This window comes from Rhodococcus sp. NPDC076796 (genome assembly GCF_040702765.1).
Lineage (GTDB): Bacteria > Actinomycetota > Actinomycetes > Mycobacteriales > Mycobacteriaceae > Rhodococcoides.
This window is the reverse complement of sequence record NZ_JBFBMS010000002.1, coordinates 153,622-179,072: the sequence shown is the minus strand read 5'-3', so window position 1 is coordinate 179,072 and position 25,451 is coordinate 153,622. Positions and strand designations below refer to the sequence as shown.

The 25,451-nt window shown below is 63.4% G+C and carries 25 protein-coding genes; 18 read left to right on the top strand and 7 right to left on the bottom strand.

Going from position 1 to position 25,451, the window contains the following annotated elements; genetic code table 11:
• Positions 1-34: 34 nt before the first annotated feature.
• Both AB0366_RS05980 and AB0366_RS05975 read left to right on the top strand, forming a co-directional pair.
• The gene (locus AB0366_RS05980) at positions 35-1,441 is read left to right on the top strand and encodes a glucose-6-phosphate dehydrogenase (NADP(+)) (protein ID WP_366243086.1); all 1,407 of its coding nucleotides are present in this window, start codon (positions 35-37) and stop codon (positions 1,439-1,441) included.
• Positions 1,442-1,597: 156 nt separating this feature from the next.
• Positions 1,598-1,753: a hypothetical protein gene (locus AB0366_RS05975; protein ID WP_183130382.1), complete on the top strand. Its 156-nt coding sequence runs from the start codon at positions 1,598-1,600 to the stop codon at positions 1,751-1,753.
• 57 nt (positions 1,754-1,810) lie between these two features.
• Here AB0366_RS05975 and AB0366_RS05970 read toward each other — a convergent pair whose 3' ends face one another.
• Positions 1,811-2,014 carry a PspC domain-containing protein gene (locus AB0366_RS05970; protein ID WP_094613965.1) on the bottom strand — a complete coding sequence of 68 codons (204 nt, stop codon included), beginning with the start codon at positions 2,012-2,014 and terminating at the stop codon, positions 1,811-1,813.
• A gap of 297 nt (positions 2,015-2,311) precedes the next feature.
• Between AB0366_RS05970 and ppk2 the strand changes: the two genes are divergently transcribed.
• From ppk2 to AB0366_RS05955, 3 genes are all read left to right on the top strand, one after another.
• Positions 2,312-3,256 (top strand): polyphosphate kinase 2, encoded by a 945-nt coding sequence (ppk2, locus tag AB0366_RS05965; RefSeq protein WP_183130383.1) that lies wholly within the window; start codon positions 2,312-2,314, stop codon positions 3,254-3,256.
• A gap of 703 nt (positions 3,257-3,959) precedes the next feature.
• Positions 3,960-4,793: an alpha/beta fold hydrolase gene (locus AB0366_RS05960; RefSeq protein WP_121872280.1), complete on the top strand. Its 834-nt coding sequence runs from the start codon at positions 3,960-3,962 to the stop codon at positions 4,791-4,793.
• 122 nt (positions 4,794-4,915) lie between these two features.
• The gene (locus AB0366_RS05955) at positions 4,916-5,998 is read left to right on the top strand and encodes an alpha/beta hydrolase family protein (protein ID WP_366243085.1); all 1,083 of its coding nucleotides are present in this window, start codon (positions 4,916-4,918) and stop codon (positions 5,996-5,998) included.
• A 3-nt stretch (positions 5,999-6,001) separates the two neighbouring features.
• Here AB0366_RS05955 and AB0366_RS05950 read toward each other — a convergent pair whose 3' ends face one another.
• Complete coding sequence (locus tag AB0366_RS05950; protein WP_366243084.1) at positions 6,002-8,035, bottom strand: prolyl oligopeptidase family serine peptidase; 2,034 nt, start codon at positions 8,033-8,035, stop codon at positions 6,002-6,004.
• Between the two features lie 115 nt (positions 8,036-8,150).
• On the opposite strand from AB0366_RS05950, the gene lpdA reads away from it, so the two are divergent.
• Positions 8,151-9,566, top strand: coding sequence for a dihydrolipoyl dehydrogenase (gene lpdA / locus AB0366_RS05945; RefSeq protein WP_128644829.1), 1,416 nt, complete (start codon positions 8,151-8,153; stop codon positions 9,564-9,566).
• A gap of 75 nt (positions 9,567-9,641) precedes the next feature.
• On the opposite strand, the gene AB0366_RS05940 is transcribed toward lpdA, so the two are convergent.
• On the bottom strand, positions 9,642-10,691 hold the full coding sequence (locus AB0366_RS05940; RefSeq protein WP_128644830.1) for a M48 family metallopeptidase: 1,050 nt from the start codon (positions 10,689-10,691) through the stop codon (positions 9,642-9,644).
• A 273-nt stretch (positions 10,692-10,964) separates the two neighbouring features.
• On the opposite strand from AB0366_RS05940, the gene AB0366_RS05935 reads away from it, so the two are divergent.
• From AB0366_RS05935 to AB0366_RS05895, 9 genes are all read left to right on the top strand, one after another.
• The gene (locus AB0366_RS05935) at positions 10,965-11,768 is read left to right on the top strand and encodes an ABC transporter permease (RefSeq protein WP_366243083.1); all 804 of its coding nucleotides are present in this window, start codon (positions 10,965-10,967) and stop codon (positions 11,766-11,768) included.
• 94 nt (positions 11,769-11,862) lie between these two features.
• On the top strand, positions 11,863-12,642 hold the full coding sequence (locus AB0366_RS05930; protein WP_237668981.1) for an ABC transporter permease: 780 nt from the start codon (positions 11,863-11,865) through the stop codon (positions 12,640-12,642).
• 2 nt (positions 12,643-12,644) lie between these two features.
• Complete coding sequence (locus tag AB0366_RS05925) at positions 12,645-13,682, top strand: MlaD family protein (protein WP_366243082.1); 1,038 nt, start codon at positions 12,645-12,647, stop codon at positions 13,680-13,682.
• Positions 13,679-14,686, top strand: a complete 1,008-nt coding sequence (locus tag AB0366_RS05920) for an MCE family protein (protein ID WP_366243081.1) — start codon at positions 13,679-13,681, stop codon at positions 14,684-14,686. Before AB0366_RS05925 ends, AB0366_RS05920 begins: the two co-directional genes overlap by 4 nt.
• Positions 14,683-15,693 carry an MlaD family protein gene (locus AB0366_RS05915; protein ID WP_366243080.1) on the top strand — a complete coding sequence of 337 codons (1,011 nt, stop codon included), beginning with the start codon at positions 14,683-14,685 and terminating at the stop codon, positions 15,691-15,693. Before AB0366_RS05920 ends, AB0366_RS05915 begins: the two co-directional genes overlap by 4 nt.
• Positions 15,693-16,802 carry an MCE family protein gene (locus tag AB0366_RS05910; RefSeq protein WP_366243079.1) on the top strand — a complete coding sequence of 370 codons (1,110 nt, stop codon included), beginning with the start codon at positions 15,693-15,695 and terminating at the stop codon, positions 16,800-16,802. The genes AB0366_RS05915 and AB0366_RS05910 overlap by 1 nt, the downstream gene beginning before the upstream one ends.
• The gene (locus tag AB0366_RS05905; protein WP_366243078.1) at positions 16,799-17,839 is read left to right on the top strand and encodes an MlaD family protein; all 1,041 of its coding nucleotides are present in this window, start codon (positions 16,799-16,801) and stop codon (positions 17,837-17,839) included. Before AB0366_RS05910 ends, AB0366_RS05905 begins: the two co-directional genes overlap by 4 nt.
• Positions 17,836-18,780 (top strand): MlaD family protein, encoded by a 945-nt coding sequence (locus tag AB0366_RS05900; RefSeq protein ID WP_366243077.1) that lies wholly within the window; start codon positions 17,836-17,838, stop codon positions 18,778-18,780. The genes AB0366_RS05905 and AB0366_RS05900 overlap by 4 nt, the downstream gene beginning before the upstream one ends.
• Before the next feature lie 16 nt (positions 18,781-18,796).
• Positions 18,797-19,369 carry a hypothetical protein gene (locus AB0366_RS05895; RefSeq protein WP_128646359.1) on the top strand — a complete coding sequence of 191 codons (573 nt, stop codon included), beginning with the start codon at positions 18,797-18,799 and terminating at the stop codon, positions 19,367-19,369.
• Positions 19,370-19,376: 7 nt separating this feature from the next.
• On the opposite strand, the gene AB0366_RS05890 is transcribed toward AB0366_RS05895, so the two are convergent.
• Positions 19,377-20,486, bottom strand: a complete 1,110-nt coding sequence (locus tag AB0366_RS05890; protein WP_366243076.1) for a DUF4873 domain-containing protein — start codon at positions 20,484-20,486, stop codon at positions 19,377-19,379.
• Between the two features lie 4 nt (positions 20,487-20,490).
• Positions 20,491-21,264 (bottom strand): TetR/AcrR family transcriptional regulator, encoded by a 774-nt coding sequence (locus tag AB0366_RS05885; RefSeq protein ID WP_347871177.1) that lies wholly within the window; start codon positions 21,262-21,264, stop codon positions 20,491-20,493.
• 155 nt (positions 21,265-21,419) lie between these two features.
• Between AB0366_RS05885 and AB0366_RS05880 the strand changes: the two genes are divergently transcribed.
• From AB0366_RS05880 to AB0366_RS05870, 3 genes are read left to right on the top strand one after another with little or no spacing between them, the layout of a single operon-like run.
• A complete protein-coding gene (locus tag AB0366_RS05880) occupies positions 21,420-22,352 on the top strand; it encodes a diiron oxygenase (RefSeq protein WP_347871179.1) in 933 nt (310 codons plus the stop codon).
• Entirely contained in the window at positions 22,349-23,227 is an 879-nt protein-coding gene (locus AB0366_RS05875) for a diiron oxygenase (protein WP_347871176.1), read from the top strand. The genes AB0366_RS05880 and AB0366_RS05875 overlap by 4 nt, the downstream gene beginning before the upstream one ends.
• Positions 23,224-24,084 carry an SDR family NAD(P)-dependent oxidoreductase gene (locus AB0366_RS05870; protein WP_347871175.1) on the top strand — a complete coding sequence of 287 codons (861 nt, stop codon included), beginning with the start codon at positions 23,224-23,226 and terminating at the stop codon, positions 24,082-24,084. Before AB0366_RS05875 ends, AB0366_RS05870 begins: the two co-directional genes overlap by 4 nt.
• A 15-nt stretch (positions 24,085-24,099) precedes the next feature.
• Here AB0366_RS05870 and AB0366_RS05865 read toward each other — a convergent pair whose 3' ends face one another.
• Both AB0366_RS05865 and AB0366_RS05860 read right to left on the bottom strand, forming a co-directional pair.
• Positions 24,100-24,864, bottom strand: coding sequence for a methyltransferase domain-containing protein (locus AB0366_RS05865; protein ID WP_366243075.1), 765 nt, complete (start codon positions 24,862-24,864; stop codon positions 24,100-24,102).
• Positions 24,861-25,421 (bottom strand): carboxymuconolactone decarboxylase family protein, encoded by a 561-nt coding sequence (locus AB0366_RS05860; RefSeq protein WP_366243074.1) that lies wholly within the window; start codon positions 25,419-25,421, stop codon positions 24,861-24,863. Before AB0366_RS05860 ends, AB0366_RS05865 begins: the two co-directional genes overlap by 4 nt.
• Between the last annotated feature and the right edge of the window lie 30 nt (positions 25,422-25,451).

Below are 25,451 nucleotides of genomic sequence, written 5' to 3'. Positions count from 1 at the left end.
CATGCTCGGCTCGGGTCGGTGCATAGTGGAGGTCATGGCGTCCTCGCAACCCACTGTATTCGTCCTGTTCGGCGCAACCGGAGACCTCGCGAAGCGAATGGTCCTGCCGTCGTTCTACCAACTCCATCTCGAAGGTCTGCTCCCCGAGAAATGGGTCCTGATCGGCAACGGCCGCAAGGATTCCTCCGACGACGAATTCCGCGATCACGTCCGCAGCGTCCTCGACGAATTCGCCGAGAACGTGGCCGAGGACGATTGGTCGACATTCTCCGAGCGAATCCGCTTCGCGGGCAACGGCTTCACCGTCGACGATCCCGGTGAGTTGCCCGAGGTCGTCGCCGACGCGAAGAAGGGCATCGGCGACGACGCCCAGCTGGTGCACTACATCGCTCTGCCGCCGAGCACCTTCGTCGATTACACGAAGGCCCTGGGAGCACACGGTCTGGCCGACGGCTCCCGCGTGGTCTACGAGAAGCCGTTCGGCACCTCGCAGAGCAACTTCGAGGAACTCGACAAAGCGGTGCACGAGGTGGTCGACGAAGAGCAGGTCTATCGCATCGACCACTTCCTGGGGAAGGAGGCGACGCAGAACCTGCACGTGCTGCGGTTCGCCAACGGCATGATCAGCGGGATCTGGAACTCCGAGCACGTGGCGCAGGTACAGATCGACGTCCCCGAGACGCTCGACATCGACGATCGGGCCGAGTTCTACGACGAGACCGGTGCCGTGCTGGACATGCTCGTCACCCACCTGTTCCAGGTTGCCGCGGAGGTCGCGATGGAGCCGCCCACATCGCTGAAGGCGCAGGATCTGCAAGCGGCGCGCGAGACGGTGATCGGGCAGTTCCGGCCGCTGGACACCGACGAGGTGGTGCTCGGGCAGTACGACGGGTATCGCGACGTCGAGGGCGTTGCCGATGATTCGAAGGTCGACACGTTCGTCGCGGCCACGTTGTGGGTCGACACCGACCGTTGGCGTGGCGTCCCGTTCCTGCTCCGCACCGGAAAGATGTTGGGTGTCAGCGAGCAGCGCGTCTCGTTGGTGTTCCGCAAACCGGCCGACAGTCCGCTGGGCGAGCTGCCGGAGGACGGCGCGGTGCTCTCGTTCGACCTCTCCGGCGACGGCAGCATCGACATCGCGATGACGGTCAAGGAGCCGGGCCCGGATTTCGATCTGTCGGTGGGGCATCTGGCGTTGCCGTTGAAGTCGGTGCCCGATGCCGAGCCGCTGAGCCCGTACGCGCGCCTGATCCTCGATGTGCTCAGCGGCGACCGGTCACTGTTCACCCGTCCCGACGGCCTGGCGCATGTCTGGGATGTCGCCGCTCCCTTGCTGAGCAATCCGCCCGAGGTACAGAGCTACGCGCCCGGTTCGATGGGACCCGCCGAGGCGGACGAGCTCGCCGGACCCTGTGGCTGGTTGATCACCGAGACGGAGTAGTTCACCCGCGGTCCAGCGGGAGTTTTTTCGACAACAAACGGGGCGCAGGACTTTTTCGGCGAAACGGCGGATCGGACAGAACGGGCGCGTTATATTTCTGCCGCCTGGTCCAATGTTCAACCAGGCCTCGTCGTTTCTCCGAAAGGTGCTCACCCCATGCTTCTCGATCTCATCACCGGTCTGCTCGGCGGCGGCACCGAAGGAGGCGGCCTCGGCGGAATCATCACCGACGGCATCTCCGCAGGCATCGCCGACGCGATCTCCGAGCTCTTCACCGGAAGCGCCGAAGGGCTTTCCAGCGTCGCCGAGTAGTCGGTCGCGGGGCCCCGGACCTGTTGTCGAGGTCCGGGGCTTCGTCGCGTTCGGGCTTCACCGGAGCGGCATCAGCATCAACGCCGCGAGGTAGATCAGCACGACGGTGCCGCCGGTCAGGACCGTGCCGGCAACGGTCGCGAGTCGGACGATGTTGACGTCCCAGCCGAAATATTCGGCAACTCCGCCGCATACACCTCCCATCATCTTCTGTGAACTCGACCGGGTGAACTCTCTGGGGGAACCGCTCTCGAATGTCATGCTGAAAAGTCTGCATCAGCAATGCCTTTCGGCACATCGGGGATTTCACCCATATCGACCCCGACAAACGAGCGGTCCGAAAACGGCGCGCGAACAAGATCCTCGACTTTTCCGGGCCGACCCCTGGACCTACCGCTGCGAGGGCCGCTACGGTCGCACGTGATCGGCGAGTGCGCGACCGGCGCTACCCGGTCCGTCCCCCTTGCGGACCGGGTGGTGCCTGCGGTGAAACCGGATGCATCGGGTGTTCACCGAATCGCCATGGATTGGTCACCGATGAGCACTAACTTTCGGCCCATGACCGACAACGATCTCCGCAACGGCACGGCTGCGCGTACGAATCTGAGCGACTTGCTCGACATCACCAAGGCCGTGAATCTTGCCGACACGTCGGGCTTCGCCGTCGACGACTCCGATGACGACGATCCGGTGCTGCTGACCGTCCCCGACGGCCATATCGTCGACACCTGGCGCGAGAACTACCCGTACGACGAGCGCATGACGCGTGCCGAGTACGAGCTCGAGAAGCGTCTACTGCAGATCGAACTCCTCAAGTTGCAGATGTGGACCAAGGAGACCGGACGACGGCACGTCATCATCTTCGAGGGCCGAGATGCCGCCGGTAAGGGCGGCACGATCAAGCGCTTCATGGAACACCTCAACCCGCGCGGTGCCAGTGTCGTCGCACTGGAGAAGCCGTCTGCTCGTGAGTCGACCGAGTGGTACTTCCAGCGCTACATCGCACATCTGCCCGCGGCCGGGGAGATCGTCATGTTCGACAGGTCCTGGTACAACCGGGCCGGCGTCGAGCGGGTCATGGGCTTCTGCACCGACGAGCAGCACGCTCAGTTCGTTCGGCAGGCACCGCTGTTCGAGCAGATGCTGGTGGACGAGGGCATCAGCTTGACCAAGTTCTGGTTCTCGGTGTCGCAGCACGAGCAGCGCACCCGCTTCGCCATTCGGCAGGTCGATCCGGTGCGGCAATGGAAGCTCTCGCCCATGGACCTTGCCTCGCTGGACAAGTGGGATGCTTACACCGCGGCGAAGGAAGAGAATTTTCGCGCCACCGACACCGATGTCGCGCCGTGGACGGTCGTCAAGAGCAACGACAAGAAGCGGGCCCGCATCAATGCGATGCGCTTCGTGCTCAACAAGTTCGACTACGCGAACAAGGATCCCGAAATCGTGGGCGAAACCGACCCGTTGCTCGTGGGGCGCGCCAAAGACGTGATCGGCGAATAGTTTTGGTCGGTCAACCGGTGAAATTTCCGCTGAACCGTTGCGGCACCACCTCTTCGGGATCTCGAGTTGGTACCGGGGGCTGCGCCAAACCTTAGCGTGCGGTAAGAACGAGGGAGGTCGTATCGCTTACGGCTGTCCTTGCACACGAGCAACAGGAGTTCTCATGGGTTCAGCAGCACAGTTCATTTCCGACATCGCATCGGGCGTCTACGACGGAATCGTCGACGCGATCGTCGATCAGATCGTCGGCGTGCTGACATCGGGTAGCGCCGCGTAATCGTCCGACATCGTCGCGGTCGCCGTCGGGGGCGGCCGCGACATCTCGGTCCCGTGGCTGTTGGCCGTTTTGTGATGTCACACCAAGATTTTCGACTTTTACTATCTTTTCCGTATACAGAGCGTGACCTTCTGAGGTAGAAATCTTCTTGCAGAGATCATCGCGTGACATAAGTCACAGCAGATCTGCACACCCCCTCGATGAAGGAGTTTTACGTATGTCCGCTGAACTCGGATCCATCCTCCAGATCCTCCTCGCACTGTTCAACGCCGGTAGCTCCGAGACCCCCACCGCGCTCTGATCCCAGTTCTGAGATCCGAATGACCGGTGCCCACCCTGTCGTGGGTGCCGGTCATTCGTTCGTTCGAAACGTATTCGAGCCGTGAAAGATTCGGTTGCATCCCAGGCGCATCATAGGGTTGCCCCATGCAGACGGTTCCGATTCAGATGCCCGACGGTTCGACGGTGCCGGTCTCACTGTTTCCCGGTGAAGGCCGTGACGATGCACCCGTGATCGTCGTTCTTCCCGGCCTAGGCATTCCCGGTGGCTACTACCGACTGTTCGCCGAGGCGCTCGTCGCGCGCGGGTTCCAGGCCGCGATCGGGGACCTGCGCGGCCAGGGAGACAGTGTCCCCAAACCGAGTTCGGCGAGTCGGTACGGGTATCAGGAGCTGGTCTCGGTCGACTTTCCGGCGATCTTCGAGGTGGTTCGTGAGCAGTTCCCGGCGGCGACGCCGTATTTGCTCGGGCACAGCATGGGTGGGCAGCTCGGCTCGATGTACGCCGCCCGCATCAGGGGAAGGCTCGGCGGATTGATCCTGGTGGCGTCTGGGTCGCCGTATCACCGCGGTTTCGGCACGTCCCGTGGTGTGCCGCTGTACGTGGGCGCCGCGGCGATGGCGATCACCAGCAGCATCGCCGGGTTCTGGCCGGGGGATCGAATCGGAATCGGCGGCTTCGGTCGGCAGTCGCGGGTTCTGATCGACGATTGGTCGCGGTTCGCGCGGACCGGATCGATCGAGCCTGCGGGGGCCGATATGGACTACGAGGAACGGATGGGCCGTCTGACACTTCCGGTGCTGGCGGTGACCATCGAGGGCGACGACCTCGCGCCCCGTGGCTCGATGGACAACCTCGTGCGCAAGCTTGCCAACGCCGATGTCACCTCGGTGCACGTCGACGAGCCGCTCGGCCACAACGGGTGGATTCGAAACCCCACGGCGGTCGCCGACCTGGTCGCCGAATGGATGCACAAGTAGTTCACTCGAATTAACTTTCAGTTGTTTTGCTCGCTATTGGTCATTTCTACATACTCATGGTTCGTTTTGGTGTAGAAAGCTGTTGAACCAACAATTGTTCGACGACGTTAGTGAGCACGACTATGAACGGCCTGGGGGCTTCGGTCCGTCGAATCGGTGGTGGTCTGCTCGTTCGCTACTCCGTAGCACTGCGAAGATCAGCCATGGTGGGCGTGGTGGCATGCCTGGCCATCGGCGCCCATCCGACTGCCTCCGCCACGCCGTCATCGTCGACCGATCATCCGGCGACGGTGCAGACGGGCTCGTACGTGGTGCGGACCGAGGTGGCCGACGACACCGCGATGACGGCATTCGTTCACTCTGCCGCGATGGACCGAACCATTCCACTGAAGATTCTGCGATCTCCTGATCGGACGGCTCCGAGCCCCACGCTGTACCTGCTCAACGGCGCGGGCGGCGGAGTCGACGGAATGGACTGGTACACCCAGACCGACGTCGTGTCGTTCTTCGCCGACAAGAACGTCAATGTGGTGACCCCGGTGGGTGGGGCCTACTCCTACTACACGGACTGGCAGCACGACGATTCCGTGCTCGGCCGCAACAAGTGGGAGACGTTCCTGACCGCCGAACTGCCACCGCTCGTCGACGATCTGTTGGATACCAACGGCCGCAACGCGATTGCAGGCATCTCGATGGCCGCTACCTCTGTCCTGAACCTGGCCGCGCACCATCAGGGGCTGTACCGAGCCGTCGGTTCGTACAGCGGATGCGCGTCGACCACCGACGCGTTGGGACGGGCATACGTCAAGACGGTCGTGTCCATGGCGCTGGGCGCGAACGTGACGAACATGTGGGGGCCGGACGATCATCGGGACTGGGTGCGCAACGATGCGGTGGTCAATGCCGAGAAGTTGCGTGGCACAGCGCTGTACATCTCCAACGGCAGCGGACTGGCCGGGGCATCGGACACCCTCGACGGCACCAATCCCAACGGACCCGGCTTCGTGTTGCTCAACCAGATGGTCGTGGGCGGTGCCATCGAGGTGGCGACCGGAGACTGCACTCGCAGGCTGAAGACGGCCCTCGAGCAGCTCGACATCCCGGCACACTTCGAGTTGCGTGACCGTGGCACCCACTCGTGGGGCTACTGGCAGGACGACCTGCACGATTCCTGGCCGATGTTCGAGGACGCTCTCGCTGCCTGACCGTCAGTTGCGAGCGAGGTGCCGCCACAGAAATTCGTAGGTCAACGCCGTTTTGAACGCCAACTGCGCATTGTCCGACGCCCCGCCGTGCCCGCCTTCGATGTTCTCGTAGTAGCTGACGTCGTGACCGAGTTCGGCCAATCGAGCCGCCATCTTGCGTGCGTGTCCGGGATGGACGCGATCGTCGCGGGTGGACGTGGCGATCAGAATCGGCGGATACCGACGCTCGGATGCGGACACCACGTTCTGGTACGGGGAGTACTGCGAGATGAACTCCCACTCGTCCGGGTCGTCGGGGTTGCCGTACTCGGCCACCCAGGACGCGCCCGCGAGGAGCAGGTGGTATCGCTTCATGTCCAGTAGTGGGACCTGACATACCAACGCGCCGAACAGTTCCGGGTACTTCGTCACCATGATGCCCATCAACAGGCCGCCGTTGCTACCACCCTGTGCGGCCAACTGTTCGGTGGTGGTGATCCCTCGGGTGACGAGGTCGCGTGCGACGGCGGCGAAGTCCTCGTGCACAAGATGGCGTCCGGCGCGCAGTACCTGGGTGTGCCAGGACGGCCCGTACTCACCGCCGCCGCGGATGTTCGCGACGACGTAGGTGCCACCACGTTCGAGCCACGCCCGTCCGGTTGCGCCGCTGTAACCGGGCGTCATCGAGATCTCGAAGCCGCCGTAGCCGTAGAGCAGTGTCGGTCCGGGGCTGGAATCGGCGCGTCGGACCACGAAGTAGGGGATGTCGGTGCCGTCGTCGGACCGGGCGAAGAACTGTTCCACCGTCAGCCCGTCGGCGTCGAAGAATGCCGGAGCCTGCTTGAGGACTTCGAGTTCGCCGCCCACCGTGCCCACCAGCAGTGTCGCCGGCGTCAGATAGCCGGACGAGGAGAGGAAGAACTCGTCGCCGTTCTCCTCGGCGTCGGTGCCGATGATCTCGGTGGAGGTCAGGTCCGACAGTCCGTCGACGGTGGTGCTGACCCACTCGTTCGTGCGAGGGGTGAGCACGTGCAACTGCGTCCGTACGTCCTGCAGCGTCACCAGCAGCAGATGATTCTCGGTCCACGCGTACTGGTGCAGTGACGTGTGCGTGTCCGGGGCGAAGAGGACGGTGAGAGCGATTGTGCCGGAGATGAACTCGTCGAAATCCGCAGCCAGCAGTGCGCCGGCCGGATAGGTTTGCTCGCCGACCGTCCACGGCGTCATCGTTCGGACCAGCAGCCAGTTCTCGTGCACCGAGGTCGACGCATCGGTCGGCGCCGGGATCCGGGTCAACGCAGATCCGTCGAGGACGTAGGTCTCGGAGTTGTAGAAGTCGGTGGCACGCTGGACGAAGTCGCGCTCGAATCCCGGCGTGCGATCGTGCCAGGCGGAGATCGAGATGTCCTGCGACTCACCCTCGTACACGGTCTCGGCGTCGTCGAGCGAGGTGCCGCGACGCCACCGCTTGGTGATTCGGGGGTAGCCCGATTCGGTGAGCGAATCGGGCCCGAAATCCGTTCCGACGAAGACGGTGTCCGCGTCGATCCAGCCGATGTCGGTCTTGGCCTCGGGGAGGGCGAATCCGCCGTCCTCCGGGGCGCGGAAGGTGCGGGAGTCCAGATCGAACTCACGGACCACCGTCGCGTCGGCCCCGCCGCGGGAGAGCGTCACCAGAGCCAGTCGTTGATCGGGGCGGAGCACCTGCGCGCCACCCCACACCCAGTTCTCGTCCTCGCTGCTGGCCAGCGCATCGAGATCGAGCAGTACGTCCCACGCCGGGTTCTCGGTTCGGTACTCGTCCATCGTGGTTCGACGCCACAGGCCGCGGACGTGCTCGGCGTCGCGCCAGAAGTTGTACAGGAACTGCCCGCGACGACGGGCGTACGGAATGCGGGCGTCGGTGTCGAGAATTTCTCGGATGCTCGCCTCGGTGGCATCGAAGGCCGTGCCGCTCAGCGCCTCGACCGTCACCTCGTTCTTCTCGCGCACCCACGCGAGTGCAGCGTCGCCGGTGACGTCTTCGAGCCAGAGGTACGGGTCGTCCGAGATTGCCATTCCACAGTTCTAGCAGCAGTCGGGCCGTCGGGGTGGTCGGCGCTCGCGAGGCTACCGGCTGGTAACGAAGACCAGGTCGAGACAGCGTCGGACGGCACGACTACGCTGGGGACTCGTGACCTCACACTATGACGTCGTTGTCCTCGGAGCCGGTCCCGGTGGGTACGTCGCTGCTATCCGCGCGGCACAACTCGGACTCAGCACTGCCATCATCGAGAAGAAGTACTGGGGCGGTGTGTGCCTCAACGTCGGCTGCATCCCCTCGAAGGCTCTTCTCCGTAACGCCGAGCTGGCGCACCTCTTCACCAAAGAGGCGAAGCTGTTCGGCATCTCGGGTGAAGCCTCCTTCGACTTCGGGGCAGCGTTCGATCGGAGCCGCAAGGTCGCCGACGGCCGCGTCAAGGGCATCCACTTCCTGATGAAGAAGAACAAGATCCCCGAGTACGACGGCAAGGGCACGTTCACCGATGCCAACACCATCGAGGTCGAGCTGACCAAGGGTGGCACCGAGACGATCACGTTCGACAACGCGATCATCGCGACGGGAAGCACCACCAAGCTGCTTCCCGGCACCGAACTGAGCGAGAACGTCGTCACGTACGAAGAGCAGATCATGACGAAGGACCTGCCGGGTTCGATCCTCATCGTCGGTGCCGGTGCTATCGGCATGGAGTTCGGCTACGTCCTCAAGAACTACGGAGTCGACGTCACCATCGTCGAGTTCCTCGATCGCGCGCTCCCCAACGAGGACAAGGACGTCTCGAAGGAAATCGAGAAGCAGTACAAGAAGCTCGGCGTCAAGGTCATCACCGGCGCAGGCGTGCAGAGCATCGACGACGACGGCTCCAAGGTCACCGTTGCGATCAAGCACAACAAGTCCGGTGAGAGCGAGACCTTCACTGTCGACAAGGTGATGCAGTCCGTCGGCTTCGCTCCCCGCGTCGACGGATTCGGCCTCGAGAAGACCGGCGTCGAGCTCACCGATCGCGGTGCCATCGGCATCACCAACACGATGCAGACCAACGTGCCGCACATCTACGCCATCGGCGACGTCACGGCCAAGCTTCAGCTCGCCCACGTGGCGGAGGCGCAGGCCGTCGTGGCTGCCGAAACCATCGGCGGCGCAGAGACATTGCCGATCGACGACTACCGCATGATGCCGCGCGCGACGTTCTGCCAGCCGCAGGTCGCCAGCTTCGGCCTCACCGAGGACCAGGCCCGCGAAGAGGCTCAGGCCCGCGGTTCCGACATCAAGGTCGCGAACTTCCCGTTCGCCGCCAACGGCAAGGCGCACGGACTGGGCGACGCCACCGGCTTCGTCAAGCTCATCGCCGACACCGAGCACGGCGAACTGCTCGGCGGGCACCTCATCGGACCGGACGTGTCCGAGCTGCTGCCCGAGCTGACCCTGGCCCAGAAGTGGGACCTGACGGTCAACGAATTGGCGCGCAACGTGCACACGCACCCGACGCTGTCGGAGGCACTGCAGGAAGCTATCCACGGACTCGCAGGCCACATGATCAACTTCTGATCTTCACGGAACGACAAGGGCGGCGACCACTTCGGTGGTCGCCGCCCTTTCTCGTTCGTGGGTCCTGCTCCGGCGCTACGACTTTCGCCAGTGATCGAAGCGCCCCTTGATGTCCGAGGCCACGTCGCCGATTCCGTTGCCGACGGCGTCGACGGCTCCGGTGAAGCCACTTCCGATGTCTCGCACCGTCTTGATCAGCGGGTCCTCCGAGGTATCGAAGTTGTTCTTGTACGTGCGCGCTGCGTTACGGAACTCCTCCGAGACCTTGGCCTCGTGGTCGGTGGACCTGCGCGGGTAGTCGCCGCGAAGTACCGCCGCATACTCGCCGTTGTCGACCCACTTCTTCAGCTCTGCGGCGCGCAGCACCGAGAACGGGTGCGAGAGGAGTTCGAGGTTGAGCAGCTTGAGCACGCCGTCGCGCAGATCCCCACTGGCCTCGTACTCGGCGGCCTGAGCGAGGAAGGCGTCGACGTCGATCTCGCTGATGCGTGCGCCGCCCGCCAATTTCAGTTGCACGCTGATTGCTGTGTGCACATCCTGCCCGCACAGCAAACCTGCTCGGTCGCCGGACAATTCGGACTTGCGCTGCCATTCCATCAGCCCGGCGATGACCGCACGTAGCGCCCAACCGCCCACCGGAACCCAGCCGACGGTGCCGGCGAGGCGCATCAGATGCATCAACACGGTGCGGTACACCGCGTGACCGGACAGCGCGTGCCCCAGCTCGTGACCGACGACGAAACGCTGCTCCTCGTAGGTCATGATGTCGAGCATGCCGGTGGTCAGGACGATGAACGGGCGGTCCATTCCGATCGTGAACGCATTGACCATCGGCGACTGAACCACGAAGAGTTCCGGTGTCTCCTCGGCACCGAGAATCTGCACGCAGTCGCTGCGTAAGTCGTTCAGGTCCTTGAACTGTCGCTCGTCGACGCGCACTGCCGTGGCGAGGTACATCAGTCGATGCTGTCGCTCGCGCAGCAGCCCGGACAGTGTGCGCAGAACGGTGTCGAAACCTTTGAGGGTGCGCAGGGTGACCAGGGCGGCGCGATCGGACGGGTGTTCCCAGGTGCGAGAGGAGATGTCGGGGAATTCGATGCGGGTGCGGTCCGGGGCGGATGTCAATCTGTTCTCCCAGCGTCGATGAAGATCCAAAGTATCAGTAAAGCGGGGCAAGCGGTCCGAACTCGAAGCTCATCGCGCCCTCGCCACACTGCGATTTTCGAGCGCTCGATGACCGTTCCGAACCCCGATCGACTCACCGGAAGTCTGTGATCAGTCATAGCCCACCAAGTGATGAAAACGTCACTTGGTCGTTTGTCGGCTGGTAGTTTTCGTTTTCTGCGCGAGGGGAGTCGCGCCGAACACGAGCTGGGGGGTGGGAAATTGTCGTCGCCGATGTCGGCGCTCACACGCGTCAGCGGCGGGGTTTCCGGTGGATTCAGAACGTTCGGTCAAACTCTGGAGCTGGGCGTACTGGCCTTCGTTCACCTCGCGCGAGATATCGTCACGCTGCGTCATCCGTGGCGTGACACCATCGACCAGGCCTGGTTCGTCGTCACCGTCACAGTGGTTCCCGCAGTACTGGTATCCATTCCGTTCGGCGTCATCGTGTCCGTCCAGGTCGGCAGTCTCACCGATCAGATCGGGGCGACGTCCATCGCAGGAGCAGCGGGTGGCCTCGGGGTGATCCGCCAGGGTGCCCCGATCGTTGCGGCGCTGTTGTTGGGCGGTGCCGCAGGCGCGGCGGTCGCTGCCGATCTGGGGGCACGCACCATCCGCGACGAGATCGACGCATTGTCGACGATGGGAATCGACCCGGTTCGCAGGCTTGTCGCGCCGCGGCTGGCAGCCATCCTGCTGGTGGCACCGTTCCTGTGCATCCTCATCATCTTCATGGGCTTGGCCGCGGGCTATGCGATCAACGTCGGCTTTCAGAGTGGGACGCCCGGCAGCTACATCAGCTCGTTCGCGTCCTTCGCCTCGGTGGCGGACCTCGTGGTAGCCCTGGTGAAGACCGAGATATTCGGCGTCATCGTCATTGTCGTCGCCTGCCAGCGCGGGTTGTCCGCCGCCCACGGACCCCGCGGGGTCGCGAACGCGGTGAACGCCTCCGTGGTGCTCGGTGTGGTGTCCGCGTTCACCGTCAACGTCGTGATCACGCAGGTGGTCGCGATGTTCATGCCACAGAAGTTGGGCTGAGATGGCAACTCCTTCGCGCTACACCGTGCACGGCACCGCCCACCTCACCCGCAGCGCCAGGTATCTCGGACGCAAGCCGTTCGACGTTCTCGAAATGCTGGGTCATCAACTGACGTTCTGCGTCAAGGTGCTCACCGCCATCCCGCATACCGTCCGCTCCTATCGGCGCCAGATGCTGCTCATTCTCAGTGACATCACCTGGGGCAGTGGGAAACTGATCGTCGGTGGCGGGACGGTGTCGGTCCTCGTCGTGCTGGGTGTCGCGGTGGGTGCATCCGTCGGAATCGAAGGATTCAATTCCCTCGGCATGGTGGGGATGGAGCCGTTGACCGGTTTCATCTCGGCGTACGCCAGCACTCGCGAACTTGCCCCGATGATCGCGGCCATCGGATTCGCGACGCAGGCAGGATGCCGGATGACGGCCGAGATCGGCGCGATGCGTATCTCGGAAGAGATCGATGCCCTCGAAGCTCAAGGCATACAGTCGATGCCGTTCGTCGTGACCACCCGGGTCATCGCGGGAATCGTCACGATCGTGCCGCTCTACCTGCTGACGCTCATTCTGAGCTACCTGTCGTGCGCCGTGGTGGTTCGCGTGGTCGGCGGACAGTCGTCCGGCACCTACGACCATTACTTCAGTGCATTCCTGCAGCCGCTCGACGTTCTCTTCTCGCTGCTGAAAGCCGCGGTGTTCGTCGTGACGATCATCCTGATCCACGGCTATCAGGGTTATTACGCCTCGGGCGGTCCGGAAGGTGTCGGCCGCGCGTCGGGACGCGCCATCAGAGCCAGCCTCGTCGCGGTGGTGGTCCTGGACATGATCATGACGTTGGTCCTGTGGGGATTCGACTCGGGCATAAGGATTTCGGGGTAGAGATGGCAGTGTTCGACGATCTGACGGGTCGATCGGCCGGTCCCGCCGCGCTCCGTGTGCGCGGGCTGGCGGTCGCCGTGGCCATGGCCGTAGTGGCCGGCGGCCTCACCGCGTATGCACGCGGGGCCTTCGAGTCACCCTTCGAGTTGACGCTCGATGCGGCGTCGGTCGGGGACGGGCTGACCCCCGGGTCGGAGGTGAAGTTCCGTGGTCTGTCGATCGGCACCGTGGACCACATCGAGACCGTCGGCTTCGGCCATCAAAGACTCGAACTCGAGATCGATCCGAGTCAGGCCGGCGAGCTCACCGACACCATGCAGGCCCAGTTCTCGTCCTCGAACGTATTCGGTTCCACGGCAATCGAATTGCTATCGGATGGGACGGGCAATCGACTCGCCGACAACTCGACTCTCGAAGTGTCGGGAGACCTGCGGGGCGCAACGGTGACCGGAGTGTTCCGACGAGTCGCCGACCTCACTGAGGTTCTCGACACCGAGCAGGTACAGAACCTGCTGGATCTCTTGGCGAACACGTCGGTAGAGGTGAGCCGAAATCTGAAGCCGTTCTTCGACACCGCACAGATGATGGCGAACAATCAGATCGATCCGTTGGCCTGGAAGCTGCATCGTGGTGCCGAGCTGGGTGAGGGAATCGGCAATCTGATTCCGCCCCTGCTCGATCTGGTGGTGGGAGTGGTGGACAAGAGCGCCTACGTGGAGGCACCCGCCGACAGGGCGAGGACCATCGCGGCCAACGACGGCCTCAGCGATCAGTTGCTGGTTCCGGTGGGCGATCTGCTGAAGAAGAACAATCCGGACCTGACGCCGCTGCTGTCGACCGTACTGGATCTGTTGGTGCCCATCACGGCGTCGATCGGCACGTTCGCGCCCAGCTACAACCGGGTTCCGCAAGTGCTCGACGGCATCTCCGACGCTTTCCCCGTCGTCGACGGGAAGCCCCAGTTGCAACTCGACCTGATCGTCGAGACCATGCCCAATCTGGCCGGAGCCGTTGCCGCACACGAGGACGCGAACCGATGAAGAAGGTAGCGGGCCCGGCCGTCAAACTGCTCGCCTTCTTCACGGTGACCGCGGTATGTGCCGTGATCATCGTGGCCGCACTTCGTACCCCGGTCAGCGGACCGTTGTCGTCCTACGGCGCGGAGTTCGACGATGTGTCCGGGTTGTACGTCGGTGACGACGTGCGCATGTCCGGGGTGCAGATCGGCAAGGTCTCGTCGGTCGAACTCGACGGAGCCATTGCCCGAGTCGGATTCGAGATAGAAGGCCGGCGACCGATCTTCGCCAACACACAGGCTGCTGTCCGCTATCAGAATCTCCTGGGGCAGCGATATGTCGAGCTGATCCAGAAGGATGCGGCCACCGGTGCTCCGCTGGCGTCCGGCGAGACGATTCCGCTCGAGTACTCGATTCCATCGTTCGACATCTCCACGCTGTTCAACGGTTTCGAACCGATCTTCGACACCCTCGACACCGCCCAGCTCAATCAGTTCACCGAGAACATCCTCCGTATGGTGCAGGGTGACGGTTCCGGACTCGCTCCGGTACTGCGGGACGTGGATCGCATCACCCAGTTCGCCGTTCAGCGAGAGTCGATCATCGGACTGCTGATCGACAATCTCGGCCAGATCTCGGACTCGATCGGCGGACAGTCGGCGGCGGTCGCCGATCTCCTCGAAGAGCTGCACGGTCTGGTATCGAGGTTGAGCACCCAGATGGACGGCGTGCTGGCGTCGCTGGATCAGGCGAACTACGGACTCGGACCACTGGTCGGCTTGCTGGAGAGCCTGCAAGATGCGTACGACAACAGCTATGCACCGGTCGACGGAGCACTGCGACGGCTACTGCCGCAGACCGATCAGGTGACCGAGTTGCTCGCGCTCACCCCGTCACTGCTGACCGGGCTCAACGCGAGCATTCCCGATCCGGGTGCCCAGACCTACTCCTGCAGTCAAGGCCGACAGGACATTCCGGGCATCGGACAGATAGTGCTCGGCGGACAAAATTTGGTGGTGTGCAAATGACACGCGTGGTTCGCAAGGGCGTTCGCGACGAGCAGTCGGAGAACAAGACGCATGTGTTCTGGGGTGCGGTCGGTGTCGCGTTCGCCGTGGTGCTCGTTCTCGTCGCGGCTGCGCTGTACACGATCCCGCTCGGCGAGCGGACGTACACCGCGGAGTTCGGCTCCGCGGCCGGCGTGAAGCCGGGCGACGACATCAGGATCGCCGGTATCTCGGTCGGTTCGGTGCGCTCGGTTCAGCTGGCAGGTGCACATGTCGACGTCCAATTCAGCGTCGACTCCGACGTTTTCGTGGGTGATGCCTCGACCCTGACAGTGAAGTTGCTGACTCCCATCGGGGGTCACTACGTGATGCTCACCTCGCACGGTGACGACGAGCTCGGGTCGGCACCGATCCCACCGGAACGGGTCGAACTTCCCTACGAACTGTCCGACGCGATCCAACAGGTAACACCGTTGGTCCGCGATATCGACGGTCCGACGTTGCGACAGACGGTCGCCGAGTTGGACCGGGCAGTCGGTACGCAGCCACAGTCGACGCGTGCCATCGTGGACAATCTGAGCTCGCTCACCGACGTGATCGCCACCCGCACCGACCAACTCGAACGCGGGCTCGTGGTGTCGGACGAGTACGTCGGTGCGTTGGCCGCCGATCGTGTCATGCTCACCGAACTCGTACGTGAGCTCGGCACCCTGACCAAAGGATTCGGCGACAAGCGCGCAGAGGTCGTCAGTGCCTTCGACCTCCTCGGAAGACTCTTCGAGCTGTTCCACCGCCCCGTGGTCGCATTCGAGAAGGGGCTGGAGCCGTCGATCGTCCAGCTCGAAGAGATCACGCAGAAGCTCTTCGCTCAGCTGGGTGATGTCGACGGGGCGATCACGACCATGAAGGAAAGCGCGGACGGCCTGTCCGCCCTGATCGGCGGTGGTGAAGGTCCCGTCGTCGATCAGTCGCAGGACACGGTCGTCGGCGTCGGTGTGTGTATTCCGTTGCCGGGGAGGGTGTGCTGATGAACCGCAGATCGGTACGGATCGCCGTGGCGGCGGCAGTCGTCGTCACGCTCGTCGGCTCGGTCGCGTCCGCGACCGCTGTCATCGATACCGGCTCGGGCACTTCCTCGATGTGTGCCGAGTTCACCGACACGGTCGGTTTGTACGAGGGTAATTCGGTCATGATGCTCGGCGTGGTCGTCGGAACGGTGACGCACATCGAGAACACCGACACCGCGGTGCTGGTCACGATGGATGTCGACGGTGGCCTCCGGTTGCCCGCGGGGGTGGGGGCAGTGACACTGTCGAGTTCGATCGTCACCGACCGCCATGTGGAATTCACGCAGCCATACATCGATGGCCCGGAGTTCGATCGGGCGAGCTGTATTCCGTTGGAACGCACCAGAACACCGCTGGGGATCAGCGACACGCTCGACGCCGTGTCGGGGCTGGCGTCGGACCTGCTCGGTCCGGCGGACGCCGAGGGTAACCACGAGCAGATCCTGGGCGACACATTGCGTTCGGTCGACGGTTCGCTGCGTGGCTCCGGCACCCAGCTCAACGAGAGTCTTCGACAATTGGCCCAGCTGGTCGGCGATCCGGCCGACCGGGATACCACCGTGCGTCGACTGATCGACAACCTCGACGGTCTGATCGACACGTTCGTGGTGAGCTGGCCCGAGGTGGCGAAGCTGCTCGACAATCTGAAGCGGGGAATGATCACGCTGTCGGAGTTCACCCAAGCCTTCGGGACCACAGTCGCTTTGACCACCGAGTTCATTCCGCCACTGGCGCGCAACGTCGCGAAGTACGACGACAAGATCTACGGATTTCTCGACCAGGTGGTGCCGGTGGTCGATGTACTGCTCGGGCGGGTGGGCGATATCAAGGACATCCTCGAACAGGTGCCGACCATAGGCGAGAACTTGATGACGATGTACGACAACGATTCCAAGAGCGGGCGCGTGATCTATCACCCGCCGCAATTCGAGATCGATACCAACTCTCCCAACGAGGTCTGCGCTCTGCTCAACAAGTACAGACCGACGTGCTCGGCGGACCAGCAACGAGGCGACGTCATCGATGTCGGATTGGTGCAGCTGATCCTCGGTTCGGCGGGTTGGCGATGAGGCGCGCGCTCACCGGCCTGTGCTGTGTTGCGTTGCTGTCGGCGTGCAGCATCGATCCGGCCGACCTTCCGATACCCGGTAGCTATGTCGCCGGCGACAAGTATTCTCTGCGAATCGAATTCGCGAGCGTGCTCAATCTTCCGGAGAAGGCGAAGGTCATCGTCGAGGGCGTCGACGCGGGCGTTCTCGACACCGTCGAGCTGGTGGGTTCGACCGCCGTGGCGACGGTGGACCTGTCCGCCGATGTTCGGCTACCCGCCGATACCGTCGCCGAACTTCGACAGTCGTCGATTCTGGGCGAGATCTACATCTCGCTGCAGCCACCGGCCGATTCCTCCGGCGCGGGATCGAGCTCGGCATCGGGCACCGGCGGGCCCTACCTTCGTGACGGTGACGTCATTCCCGTGGAGCGAACTGTTCCGGCCGACAATGTCGAGGACGTGCTGCGCGGACTGTCGAACCTCGTGACCGGCGGCCATTACGTCCAATTGCAGGAAGCGGTGAACAACGTCAATGCCGCGATTCCTCCCGATCAGGCCGAGGTCGACAAGATCAACCTCGCAGCGAGGGCCGCGCTCACCGATATCGGCGACAACACCGGGGAAATCGATCGGATACTCGGTGCCGCGGAGAGTATCTCGAATACTGTTGTGACACAACGTGATGGAGTCGAGCGTGTCCTCGAGCTCGGCCCGAGACGTTCGGGAGGGTTGTCCGAGGTTCTGTTCAGCGTCGTCCACATGATCTTCAGCCTGGGGTACATGTCACAGCACGTCGGGGACGTACTGTCCGGCCCGTATCCGGAGCTGAAGGATGCTGTGGACATCATCGCGCCGGCGTTGATCACCATCGCGAATGCCGACTCGTCGGTGCCGATGAACGTGGACAAGGCCAATACCCTGCTCAGGGAGCGCTTGATTCCGTACTTCGAGTCGACGCCGAACATCGCAGTGCGGTCGGTGTCTGCAGACGGAGGGCCGAGTGCGCGCGCGGACGACATGATCGGGATCCTGCGCGGGATAGGAATTGTCCGATGAAGCCGGGCACACTGTTCTCGCTCGTCGCACTCGTGGTGATGACGGTCGTCAGCGTCGGATACCTGACCGTCGGCGTACTCGACATCGATCCGACTCGAACGACGAACCATGTCGTGGTTCGGATGGAGTCCTCCGGCGGACTGATGGACACCTCGCAGGTCACCTCACGCGGGATCCAGGTCGGTCGGGTCGAATCGATCACCGTGGTGCCGGGCGGGTTGGACGTCACTCTCGGTCTCGATGCAGACCATCGCATCCCTGCAGATTCCGAGGTGGTCGTGGCGAACCTCTCTGCCGCAGGCGAGCAGTATCTCGATCTTCGCCCTCGAAGCGCCGGAGGTCCGTACCTCACGGACGGAGACGCGCTCGGGAGCGAGCAGGTTCGAGCATCGGTCACCGTCAGTGAGGCGCTGGGCCTGGGCGATGCCCTTGCCTCGCAACTCGATACGAACGCACTGAAAGGTCTGACGGAGACAGCATCGGCCGCTGTCGACGGGCGTGACGGCGACGTCGACCGTCTGGTGGAGGCATTTCGATTCCTGGCAGCCACAGTGCGAGACAAGAGCGGCGAAATTCGTCGACTGTACGACAATGCTCAGCAGGCGGGTCGCAATGCGTACGGATACGGCCCGGTCATGACCGACGCGGCGCCGTGGGTCGGCGCGACGCGCGACGGGGTGGCCAACTTGCTCGAGGGCTTCAACGAGTACTCGTACGTCGGCGCGGATGTCTGGGACGATCCACTCGGGCAGATCACCCCGAAGATCGATCAGTACCTGACGCCTCTGTCCCCCGATCTTGCTTTGATCGCAACGCTTCTCAAGCCGTATACCGCACCCATCAAACCGATGCGGGTCGACGCCGGGTCCATCGTCGACGTACTGCAGACCGTCTTTCCTCCCGGCGGGCCGGCGAAACTCTCCGTAGAAATTCCGAACTGATTGGAGCTACCCCCTCATGGTCGAGACAGACGCAGCCGAGGCGAAAACACCAGTGCCCGAGGACAAGGCAGCAACAGTGCCCGAGGGCTCCAGACGGCACCGGATTCGGTGGCCGGTGGTCGCTGCAGCAGTACCGGGTGTGGTGCTTGCGGTGGTCTTCGGCGTGCTGTGGCATTCTGCAGCAGGCGATCTGGCTGCCGAGCGTGAACAGGAACAGGACCGGCAGATGGCGGTGAACACGGCGACCGAGTACACCGCGCGGTCGTTGACCTACGACTACCGCAACCTCGACGCCTTCTTCCAGGGTGTCGACCAGGGGGCGTCGCAGTCCCTGCAGGACAGGTACGACGGGGTCCGCGAGGCGCTGACGGCGATCATGAACGAGTCGCAGGTGGTGGCGACCGGCGAGGTCCTTTCGGCAGCAATCGATTCCGAGTCCGGTGGTGAGTACAAGGTGGCGGTGTTCGCTCAACAGACGACGCAGAACGTGCAGCAACCCGACCCGGGGAAGGTGCCCAATCTTCTGCTGGTGACGGTCACCGATCAGGACGGGCAGTGGATCGTCAGCGACTACGGACCCAAGACCTGAGACTTCGTCAGTGAGCGTTGGTGGCGCTGACGAACTGCGCCAGGCCGCGTACTTCCTGCTCGATCTCCGTCATGCCGCACTGCTCGAAGATCGACGTGAACTGATTCTTGTCGAACATGCGGACCCCGATGCGTCCCGACACCGCCCCCAGCACCGATTTGACCGGAGCGGCGTTGCGGCCGTAGCTGGACATGATCGCGATTCGACCGCCCGGTCGGAGAACTCGGACGAGTTCGTCGACGACGGTCAATGGATTCGGTATCAGGTACAGGGCAGCGAAGCAGCAGACGGCGTCGAATGTGTTGTCGGCAAACGGAAGTGACTGCGCATCACCGCGCATGTAGGCGGCGTGGGGGCCGCGGTTGTCGCGAACGGCGCGCCTGATCATCTGCTCGGAGATGTCGAACCCGATGGTGATGCCATCACCGCTCAGGTGGTCGGAGAGGTACCTGGTGAAGTTTCCCGGTCCCGCTGCCACGTCCAGTACCTTCATGTCTCCGGACAGCCGTAGGTCGTCGACGGCCTTGTCGCGTTCGGCGGACATCGAGATGCCGCCTACTCCCATCATGGCGACACCCGCAGGACGCCAGAGCCTTTCGTAGATCGAGGCCACCAGAGGGTTGTTCATGGCGCGACTCGCAGCCGTCGGTGACGGGGCAGGAGTACCGCCCAGCAGTTCCACATAGCCGTCGGTGGTGACCGCAGCCGTACGAAATTCGGGTTCGAGTAGCTCTGCGGCGCGGTGGAGGGCCTGGTCCTCGGGGGAAGGCGCGACAACGTCGTCGGACTCACTGTCCGGGTCTTCCTCGGGTACGAGCGGATACGGCGGCATCCCGGTGCCTTGCAGGCGGTATCGGCCCCAGAAGTCCACGTCGCTCACCAGGACCGGCACATCACCGCTGTCGGTGCTCAGCCTGCCTTCGCGGCGGCTGCCGGCAGCCGCCATGAAACTCTGCAGTGCCTCGTGTGGCCGGACGCGGCCGTACCAGCGGAAGATCCCGTCGATGGGTTGGGAGTGTCCGCGCAGATCTACCTGCACCTCGAACTCGGCAGGAGGGGCCTCGAAAGTCAGAGTTGCCGGTCCGCGGAAATCGGGCTTGCCGGATAGATCACTCACAGGTTCACTCCTCCTGGTCGCGAACGAACGCGAGATGAATGGGCCGGTCGAACTCGATGCGGATGCCGAGGAGCGCGCTCGAGGACTCGACGAGCCCTCGCACTATGGCCGCCAGATGCGCGGTGAATGCGTCGATGTTCATAGCGGATTCATGGTCGTCCGAGCTTCCGAGCCACCAGTCCGTGGCAGTCGCTACAGCGCCGAAGGCCGAGTACGAGATCAACTCCACCGTCGCCCTGTTCACTCCTGGTCCCTGCACAGCGTCGGCCAGAACGCGCGCCACGGTGTCGGTTGCAGCACGGGCCGACTCCAAGGCCGGGTCCGACGAAGACGTCTGCGACTTTCGGCCGACAGTGCGGGCCAGAAAGTGGCCGTGGACGAGGAACCGGAACAGATTGGGATGGTCTGCGACCACTGCCGCGTATCCGGCAGCGCTGTGATCGATGAGTTCGGCCACCGAGTCCGCGAACAGATCCGCCGTGGTCATGATGCTCGCCAACAGCATTTCCTGAACGTGCTGGACTATCTCAGCATAGAGATCGGACCGGTCGGCGAAATGCCGATACAGCTTGGGTTTGGCGGTGCCTGCAGCCTTTGCGATATCGCCCATGCTGACGCTCGGTCCGTGCGTATCGATGGCGACCAGAGCGGCCGCGACGAACTCTCGTCGCACCGCGAGTCGATGCTCACGCCAGCGTTCGGTGCGCGCATCGATCCTCTTGCACTGTGGCTTGCGCCGTCCATCTTCTGGGTTGACACGTCCGGTGACCTGAACCACACTTTGTCACATTACCTACTACCGCCGGTACTGGCTACCGTGAGTTTCGGATAGACGGAGTCTCGGCGGAGTCGTCGATCGCGAGGGGTTCGGTTGTGAAGCGTGCAGTTGTCGGTGAACGGAACAGTGACGGGGGGACGTCGAGGCGCGCTGCGCTGGTGACCGAGGACCTGTCGGCTACGCGGGCGCGGGCGGTCGGCCCGCGCGAGAAGACGGCCCGGCGGCTGCTGAAGTCGACGGCCGACAAGTTCTACGACGGCGAGGTCGACATCGATTGGGACGCTCCGGTGGTCGACGGCATGCGGTGGATGCCCGAGCATCGGGTTTCGCTCTATCGAACCAAGTTGTGGGACAAGCTCTCCGAAGAACAGCGCCGCGAACTGGGTCGACACGAGATCGTCAGCATTCTCTCGTTCGGCATCTATGCCGAGGGTTTTCTCAGTGCAAACTTGCTTCGGGTGTTCGGGAGGGGCACGTTCTCCGATCATTCGATGTACTCGATAGCCGAGGTCGGCGAGGAATCGCGCCACTCGATCATGTTCGGAAAATTGATCGAGAAGGCGGGCCTGAAGCCCTACCTGCTGCCCAGAGTGGGACTCGTCATTGCGAAGATCGGTCAGTTTCTTCCTCTCGGACCGGCCACGTACGGCGGGACTCTTCTCATCGAGGAGGTCCTCGATCGGGCGCAGCGAGAAGCGCAGAACGATCCCGAAATGCAGCCGCACCTGCGCCAGATGATGCGCATCCACGTGATCGAGGAATCGCGTCACATCACCTATGCCCGTGAAGAAATGGTGCGCGCGATGCAATCGACCAATCGGGTGAATCGTGCGGTCCACCGCGTCATCCTTGCGACGATCGCCAACTTCACGTACATCGCACTCGTCAATCCGCGCGTGTACAGATCCGTCGGCATCAACCCCATTCGCGGGATCGTCACCGCAATGGCGAGTCCCACCTACAAGACCAACATGCAGTTCTTCTCCGAACCGATGATCCGATTCTTCGCCGACGCCGGTATGTGCGACGGTGTGGTGACCCGCCGCCTGTGGAAGATGACCCGCGCCATGCCGGACGATCTCGCATGAGCCGACGCTCGTCGGCGGTCCAGTACGATCCGCATGTCGACATCGACTGGGAATCACCCTGGGAGAGTGAAGCGTCGGCGTTGCCGCGAGACTCGGTGACGTTGTACGGGACCCGCCTGTGGGGCAGGTTGGCCGAGCAGGATCGGCGTACCTTGGCACTGCACGAGGCAGTGAGCAGATGGAGCACGGTGTCGTATCTGTCGGCCATGCTGATCGGTAACCAGCTCAGGCGGGTAGCGGAGGAGGGGCTCAACAGTACCGATTCTCGCAATGCTCTCGACGAGGTCGCAGGCGGTTCGCGGACCACGATCACCTTCGGACGGCTGGTTCGCGCAACGGAAGTCCCGCCCTACAAGCCGCCACGGGGGACGGCCACGGCCGTCAAGCTGTTGGGCTTTCTACCGCTGGGCGCAGCATCGCACGCGTCCATCCTGTTGGTCGAGGAGACCTTCGCTCGGTCGATGGCCGGTGCGGTGACCGACCCCGGTATCGAACCCCACGTTCGACAGGCCGTGAAGATCCATGGGCTCGGGAGCGCCGATCGTTTTGCGTCCGCTCGATCGGAAGTGGTTGCTGCGCAGACCAACTCGAATGCGGTGGCTCGCGCGTACAACCGTGTGCTGCTCGCTCTGCTGGCCAACGTGATTCTCCGTCTCGGAGTGTCGTTCGAGGTGTACCGATCCATCGGAATCAGTCCTGCCCGAGGAGCATTCGCGTCGAGGCGTCGCCGAGTGGAGATAAGGCGGCGGGACGCGGCGAACACCGTCGCCTTCCTGGATTCGGCCGGGATGCTCGACGGCACCCTCACCGCGGCGCTGTGGAGATTGACCGGAGTCGGAATCGACAAACAGAACGCGGAAGAAGTGCGCAAGTGAAGAATTTCGAGAACAAAGTGGCCGTCGTATCCGGCGCGGGTTCGGGAATCGGCCGAGCCCTCGCACTGAATCTGGCGAACCGTGGAGCGCAGCTTGCACTGTCCGATATCGACGGAGAAGGGCTCGGAGAGACCGTGGTTCTGTGCGAGAAGATCGGAGCCCGCACGGTTCCGTACCAGCTGGACGTATCGGACCGGTCTGCGGTCTACTCGCATGCCGACGCCGTCATCGGCGAATTCGGACGCGTCAACTTCGTTGCGAACAATGCCGGCGTGGCACTGGGCGCCGATGTGGTGGACATGACCTGGGACGACTTCGAGTGGGTCATGAACATCGACTTCTGGGGTGTTGCCAACGGCACCAAAGCTTTTCTGCCTGCGTTGATCGACTCAGGCGAAGGTCATCTCGTCAATGTCTCGAGCGTGTTCGGCCTGATGGGTATCCCCGGTCAGAGTGCGTACAACTCCGCGAAATTCGCCGTCCGCGGCTTCACCGAGGCGTTGCGTCAGGAAATGAAGGTCGCTCGCCATCCTGTAGGAGTCACGTGCGTGCACCCCGGTGGGATCAAGACCAACATCGTGGCCAACGCCCGCGGAATGGACGATCTCGGGACTCCTGACGAGGCCTCGCGTCGCTTCCAGCAGATTGCGCTCACCACACCGACGAGGGCCGCCAAGGTGATCCTCGCGGGAGTGGAAAGGAACAGGCCTCGTGTTCTGATCGGCCCCGACGCCCGAGCGTTCGATCTGATTCCGCGCGTGGTCGGTCCGCGGTACCAGGACCTGCTCGCCCCGCTCAACCGGCTCGGCTCGGCGGCCGGTAGGAAACTGGCGAAGAACAGCAGTACCGGCCCGTAGGTTCGTTTCTGCCCGTTACTGTTTCGTGGCACTGACGAACTGGGCCAGTCCCCGGACGTCCTGCTGAATCTCGGTCAGTCCCGACGCTTCGAACACGTCGACGAACAGGTTCTTCGGAAACATCCGCACGCCCGCGAGGCCGGTGCCGAAGCCGACGACGGTGCCCAGCGGGGCCGGACGAGGCTCGCAGCTGGTCATGATCGCGATGCGTCCACCCGGGCGGACCACGCGAATCAATTCGTCCAGCACTGTCATGGGCTTCGGAACGAGATACAGTGCGGCGTAGCAGCATACGGCATCGAAAGCGTCGTCCGAATACGGCAGGTGGGCGGCGTCACCGCGTACGTACGCCGCGCGCGGTCCTCGATTGTCCGCCACGGCGCGGGCGATCATCGCCTCGGATATGTCGAACCCGACGGCGAGGCCGTCGTCGGTGAGAGCCTCGGAGAGAAACCTGGTGAAGTTGCCGGGGCCGCAGGCGACGTCGAGTACGCGCTGGGAGCCGTGCAACCTCAGGTCGACGACGGCTTTGGCGCGCTCGGCTGCCATCGACATGCCGGCGATGCCCATCATGGACACCCCGAACGGACGCCATAGTCTTTCGTAGATGGCTGCGACCACCCGGTTGTTCATCGCGATACTGGCAGGCGACGGGTTCGGTGCGGGCACGTCCGGCAGCAGTTCGACGTAGCCGCCGTCGCTGCGCGCCAGCTCGCGCAGCGTCGCCGGCTCGATCATGGCGAGCGCTCGGTGCAGCGCGGTCTCGGCGGACTCGCTCACGGGCGCGGTGGGCGGTCGCCGTAATCCCGTTCGACCCGCAGGGTCGCGAGAGTGGTTGCCAGGCCGTCGTATTGGGTGACCAGCAGGACGAATTCGATGAGTCGCCGTTCGTCGAACTGGGTGGCGAGTTCGTTCCAGGTCGCGTCGGAGAGAATCTTGGTGGCGATGAGTTCGTCGACTGCGGTCAGAATGGTGCGATACCGCGTCGACAGTCCCGGTGCGTCGGGTCCGGTCTTGATCAGCCCGAGCAGATCCCGGTCGATGCCCGCCCGCTTGCCCAGCCGGATGTGATGGTCCATCTCGTACGCGGAATCGCGCAGGTGCGCCACGCGCAGGATCACCATCTCGGTTTCCTTGCGGGAGATCTTGCCGCCCGGCATCAGATGGCCGCTGTAGAACAGCCATGCTCGGTAGAGACCGCCGGTGCGCCCGAGGGTGGTGAACAGGTGGGGATTCGGCACCCCCGTGCCTTTGGCGATCACCTTGCAGATAACCCAGTTGATGGGTCCGAGAGTTTTGGCGGTACCGGACGGAATGCGTGGTGTGGTCACAGCCACACCGTACCGACTGCCCGGCCGGGCGTCACC

Excerpts from the sequence above, each read along its gene's own strand:
- AB0366_RS05970 (WP_094613965.1), bottom strand. The coding sequence starts at position 2,014 with ATGACATTCGAGAGCGGTTCCCCCAGAGAGTTCACCCGGTCGAGTTCA.
- AB0366_RS05895 (WP_128646359.1), top strand. The coding sequence starts at position 18,797 with ATGGTCGAGACAGACGCAGCCGAGGCGAAAACACCAGTGCCCGAGGAC.
- AB0366_RS05915 (WP_366243080.1), top strand. The coding sequence starts at position 14,683 with ATGACACGCGTGGTTCGCAAGGGCGTTCGCGACGAGCAGTCGGAGAAC.
- AB0366_RS05875 (WP_347871176.1), top strand. The coding sequence starts at position 22,349 with ATGAGCCGACGCTCGTCGGCGGTCCAGTACGATCCGCATGTCGACATC.
- AB0366_RS05980 (WP_366243086.1), top strand. The coding sequence starts at position 35 with ATGGCGTCCTCGCAACCCACTGTATTCGTCCTGTTCGGCGCAACCGGA.
- AB0366_RS05950 (WP_366243084.1), bottom strand. The coding sequence starts at position 8,035 with ATGGCAATCTCGGACGACCCGTACCTCTGGCTCGAAGACGTCACCGGC.
- AB0366_RS05905 (WP_366243078.1), top strand. The coding sequence starts at position 16,799 with ATGAGGCGCGCGCTCACCGGCCTGTGCTGTGTTGCGTTGCTGTCGGCG.
- AB0366_RS05960 (WP_121872280.1), top strand. The coding sequence starts at position 3,960 with ATGCAGACGGTTCCGATTCAGATGCCCGACGGTTCGACGGTGCCGGTC.
- AB0366_RS05910 (WP_366243079.1), top strand. The coding sequence starts at position 15,693 with ATGAACCGCAGATCGGTACGGATCGCCGTGGCGGCGGCAGTCGTCGTC.
- AB0366_RS05925 (WP_366243082.1), top strand. The coding sequence starts at position 12,645 with ATGGCAGTGTTCGACGATCTGACGGGTCGATCGGCCGGTCCCGCCGCG.
- AB0366_RS05900 (WP_366243077.1), top strand. The coding sequence starts at position 17,836 with ATGAAGCCGGGCACACTGTTCTCGCTCGTCGCACTCGTGGTGATGACG.
- AB0366_RS05935 (WP_366243083.1), top strand. The coding sequence starts at position 10,965 with ATGTCGGCGCTCACACGCGTCAGCGGCGGGGTTTCCGGTGGATTCAGA.
- AB0366_RS05975 (WP_183130382.1), top strand. The coding sequence starts at position 1,598 with ATGCTTCTCGATCTCATCACCGGTCTGCTCGGCGGCGGCACCGAAGGA.
- ppk2 (WP_183130383.1), top strand. The coding sequence starts at position 2,312 with ATGACCGACAACGATCTCCGCAACGGCACGGCTGCGCGTACGAATCTG.
- AB0366_RS05920 (WP_366243081.1), top strand. The coding sequence starts at position 13,679 with ATGAAGAAGGTAGCGGGCCCGGCCGTCAAACTGCTCGCCTTCTTCACG.
- AB0366_RS05955 (WP_366243085.1), top strand. The coding sequence starts at position 4,916 with ATGAACGGCCTGGGGGCTTCGGTCCGTCGAATCGGTGGTGGTCTGCTC.
- AB0366_RS05930 (WP_237668981.1), top strand. The coding sequence starts at position 11,863 with ATGCTGGGTCATCAACTGACGTTCTGCGTCAAGGTGCTCACCGCCATC.